Genomic DNA, 4,127 nt, shown 5'->3' with positions numbered 1-4,127 from the left:
TATTTTGGCGGATCAGGGCATGCAAATTTTATTTGTACCCTTTATGACGGACACACAAAACGGATACATTCGTGTGCGGACCTGTGCGCAGGCTAGAGCCATAGAAAATGAGTGCTATGTGGCCATTGCTGGTTCTGTCGGTAATTTGCCACGTGTAAACAATATGGATATTCAATATTCACAATCGGCGGTGTTTACCCCTTCAGACTTCGCTTTTCCGAATAATGCCATTAAAGCAGAAGCAACGCCGAATGCAGAAATGGTCCTGATTGCCGATGTTGATCTCTATGCCTTGAGAGATCTGCATGAATACGGTACGGTGAAAATCAAGAAGGATAGGCGAAAAGATTTGTACGAAGTGAAACTTTTAAAATAAATTTAAATACTCTTTTAATCTCTAAAATATGGTACAAAAAATCAAATGGGGGACGCTATCCATCGTCTTAATGATGATGTCATGTCAGTCAAATAAGAAAAGTGATACGGCTCAGGAGGTCCGAACAAATTTTTTTGATGTTTCAGGAATGGATACGACGGTGAATCCAGGAGATAATTTCTTCCAATACGCGAATGGAAGCTGGATGAAAAATACGCAGATTCCAGCTTCGGAGACCGGTTGGGGCTCTTTTTATATTCTTGAAAATGAGAACCTGGAAAAACTGAAATCTGTTTTGGAAGGTGCAGCGAAGTCGGGTAGCAAAAAAGGATCCGATCAGCAAAAAGCGGGTGATTTTTATGCGAGCGGTATGGATACCGTTACGATTGATAAATTAGGGGCAAAACCAATTGAAGGAACAATCCAAAAAATCAACGGGTTGAAAAGCGTGGATGAACTGATCGCTTATGCAGCTGATGGTTTTAAGGAGGGAGATGGAGATCTTTTTACGTTTTATGTGGCGGCAGATGACCGAATCAGTACTAAAAATGCCCTGCAGTTTTTTCAGGGTGGACTAAATCTCCCTGAAGCCAGTTACTACCTTGACCAGGATGATAAAGCAAAGAAAATCAGGGCAGCTTATGTCGCGTATTTGGTTAAATTATTCGGACTGATCGGAGAGGGAGCAAATGCGCAAAAATCGGCAGAGGATGTCTTGCGGTTAGAGACGGAAATTGCCAAATCCCACGCTACGCCAGTCGAATTGAGAGACCCAATCAAAAACTATCATAAATTTGCCGTTCAGGAATTCCAAAAACAAACGCCAAATTTAAACTGGAAAGATATTTTGGGACGATTGGATGTAAAGACCGATACCATTTTGGTGCAGCAGCCTAAATTCTATCTTGCTTTAAATAATCTGTTGAAGTCACAATCCTTAGATACTTGGAAAACAAAACTAAAAGCAGATTTAGCGAATGCTTCAGCGACAGCGTTGAGTAAAGATTTCAGAGATGCAAAGTTCGAATTATTTGGGAAAACGTTGAATGGCCAGAAACAGCAAAAAGAACGCTGGAAGCTGATGGTCAGTTCAGCAGATGAAAATTTGGGGGAGATCGTTGGAAAATTGTATGTGGATGAGTATTTCAAGCCCGAAGCAAAAAAACGAATGCTCGAACTGGTCGACAATTTGCAAAAGGTGTACAAAAGCCGTATTGAGAAATTGGATTGGATGACACCGGAGACGAAGAAGAAAGCGATTGAAAAATTGGAGGCCTTTACCAAAAAAATCGGCTATCCAGAGAAGTGGAAAGATTATAGTGACGTGGAGGTTGCCAAAGATACCTACTATGCCAATTTACAGTCTGCTGCCAAGCATGCATATAAAGAAATGGCCGGTAAAATCGGCAAACCAGTTGACAAGGCGGAATGGCTGATGACGACACCTACCGTCAACGCTTATTACAATCCACCGTATAATGAAATTGTATTTCCGGCCGGTATCTTGCAGTTTCCGTTCTTTGATGCCAATGCGGACGATGCGATCAATTATGGCGCTATCGGTGCCGTTATCGGTCACGAAATGACACATGGCTTCGATGATCAGGGGCGTCAATATGATAAAGACGGTAACTTGAATGATTGGTGGACCGCAGTGGATGCAAAACAGTTCACTGAAAGAGCGAATCAGGTAGCTAAGTTATATGGCGGTTTTACACTGTTGGACAACCAACATGTAAATGGTGAACTCACCTTAGGTGAGAATCTGGCGGACATTGGTGGTCTGAACATCGCTTATGACGCATTCAAATTGACTAAACAAGGGCAAAGCCAAGAGAAGATCGATGGCTTTACACCAGATCAACGTTTCTTCCTGAGTTTTGCGCAAGTGTGGCGCGTAAAGAGCAGCGATGAGCGCATGCGGTTACGTTTAAAAGTTGATCCACATAGCCCCGAACAATTTCGGGTAAATGGTCCCATATACAATATGGAGGCCTTCTATAAAGCATTTAATGTACAGCCTACTGCAAAAATGTATGTAGCACCTGAGCAGAGAATTTTGGTTTGGTAAGCGAAAAAGTAAATTTGTCTTTGAATTATGATAAAAACTGATTACTTTTGCCCTTCATTTAATAACACATTTAATTAATTAACAATGTACGCAATAGTAAATATAGCAGGACAGCAATTTAAGGTTGCAAAAGACCAGTTCCTTTTTGTACACCGTTTACAAGGAGATGAAGGCGCTAGTATTGAATTTGACAATGTATTGTTAGCAGAAGACGGTGGTAAATTTACCATTGGTACACCTAGCGTTGCTGGTGCAAAAGTTTCGGCTAAAATTTTGTCTCATTTAAAAGGCGATAAAGTTATCGTTTTCAAGAAAAAACGTCGTAAAGGCTACAAAAAGAAAAACGGTCACCGTCAACAATTTTCTAAAATCCAGATCACTGGTATTACGTTATAATTGAATTTTTAATCAGGCAATAGTCTTAAATTAAGATAAAGAAATGGCACATAAAAAAGGTGCGGGTAGTTCTAAGAACGGCCGTGAGTCACATAGCAAGCGTTTAGGTATCAAAATCTTCGGTGGTCAACAAGCAATCGCTGGTAACATCATCGTTCGCCAACGCGGTACACAACACAATCCTGACACTAATGTTGGTATTGGTAAAGATCACACATTGTTCGCTTTAGTAGACGGTAAAGTAGTTTTCCGTAAAAAAGCTAACAATAAATCTTATGTATCTGTAGTTCCTACAGAGGCGTAAGGTTTTGCAACAATATTTGAAAAAGGCATCAAGAGATTGATGCCTTTTTTTGTTCGCATCTTTTGTCCGCTGTTCCGATTTGAGCTTATATTGCTTCTAGCCTATATGGTGGCTGCATAATCTTTAAATGATGAAAGCTGAGCGGACTGTCGCTTTGTTGTTGAATTTATTACAGTTGGTAATGAGGCTTTTAGGTTTTTGAGTTTGTCTAAAGTGTTATTTTCTGTTAAATGTAAAGCTTTGGTACAATTTTTATAAAGGATAGGTGTTTTTAAGATAAATACCGATTTATGAAATACAACAAGTTGGGATATGGTTTGTGTGCTGGGTTATTTGCCTGTTCATTCTATTCCTGTAGTTCGATTTATATGCCTAATGTACCTTCGGCACCTATGTTTACAGAGGCTGGCGAGGTATATGTTTCAGGTCATATCAATACCAAGGCAAATGTATCTGCCAATTTGGGAGTCGCTGTGACTGATCATGTTGCTGTCATTGCCAATGGGTCCTATGTTGATAATAAATCAAATACCAAAGACTATGCGCAAAAAATGGGTGAAGCGGGGATAGGTTATTATACGCGCTTCGGCAGGAAGAATAATCGTATATTTGAAGTCTACGGGGGCTATGGGCTGGGGAATACCAGCGTCGTAGATAAGCGTTCGTCAACGATGGGCCAGGCGATTGTGGAAACACAGGATATGGATTTTGAAAAAGTGTTTGTGCAGGTGAACTTTTCGTCCGAAAAGAAAGATGCCCTGAAATTGTTTGGTAATCGGCATGATATTGATTATGGTACCATTATCCGTCTGAGTAACTTGCGTATGAAGAATTTTGCCATTGATGGCCTTCCAGCCAATAAGGAAGATAACATGCTTATAGAACCTGTATTTTACACAAGGATGGGGCTTGGAAAAGGATGGAAGCTGCAATATACAAACGGCATGGTATTCGGTTTTAAAAGCAATACCTATTTAAAG

General features: G+C 40.3%; 5 protein-coding genes. All 5 read left to right on the top strand.

Annotated elements, in window-relative coordinates:
• The coding region (locus tag B3C94_RS14335) for a nitrilase-related carbon-nitrogen hydrolase (protein WP_293904817.1) at positions 1 to 376 on the top strand (376 nt) is incomplete at its 5' end.
• A gap of 28 nt (positions 377 to 404) precedes the next feature.
• Positions 405 to 2,447 (top strand): M13 family metallopeptidase, encoded by a 2,043-nt coding sequence (locus B3C94_RS14330; RefSeq protein ID WP_293904815.1) that lies wholly within the window; start codon positions 405 to 407, stop codon positions 2,445 to 2,447.
• Positions 2,448 to 2,531: 84 nt separating this feature from the next.
• Positions 2,532 to 2,843, top strand: coding sequence for a 50S ribosomal protein L21 (gene rplU / locus B3C94_RS14325; protein ID WP_028068281.1), 312 nt, complete (start codon positions 2,532 to 2,534; stop codon positions 2,841 to 2,843).
• Between the two features lie 43 nt (positions 2,844 to 2,886).
• The gene (gene rpmA / locus B3C94_RS14320) at positions 2,887 to 3,147 is read left to right on the top strand and encodes a 50S ribosomal protein L27 (RefSeq protein WP_293904813.1); all 261 of its coding nucleotides are present in this window, start codon (positions 2,887 to 2,889) and stop codon (positions 3,145 to 3,147) included.
• A gap of 290 nt (positions 3,148 to 3,437) precedes the next feature.
• Positions 3,438 to 4,127 (top strand): hypothetical protein (locus B3C94_RS14315; protein ID WP_293904811.1); only part of this gene is annotated, 690 nt, incomplete at its 3' end.

Source organism: Sphingobacterium sp. UBA5670 (genome assembly GCF_002420705.1).
Classification (GTDB): domain Bacteria; phylum Bacteroidota; class Bacteroidia; order Sphingobacteriales; family Sphingobacteriaceae; genus Sphingobacterium.
The sequence above is the reverse complement of the archived record's forward strand: the minus strand, read 5'-3'. Positions and strand labels throughout refer to the sequence as shown.

What these genes read in the sequence shown, in the direction of transcription:
- rplU (WP_028068281.1), top strand. Translation starts at nt 2,532, where the DNA reads ATGTACGCAATAGTAAATATAGCAGGACAGCAATTTAAGGTTGCAAAA.
- B3C94_RS14330 (WP_293904815.1), top strand. Translation starts at nt 405, where the DNA reads ATGGTACAAAAAATCAAATGGGGGACGCTATCCATCGTCTTAATGATG.
- rpmA (WP_293904813.1), top strand. Translation starts at nt 2,887, where the DNA reads ATGGCACATAAAAAAGGTGCGGGTAGTTCTAAGAACGGCCGTGAGTCA.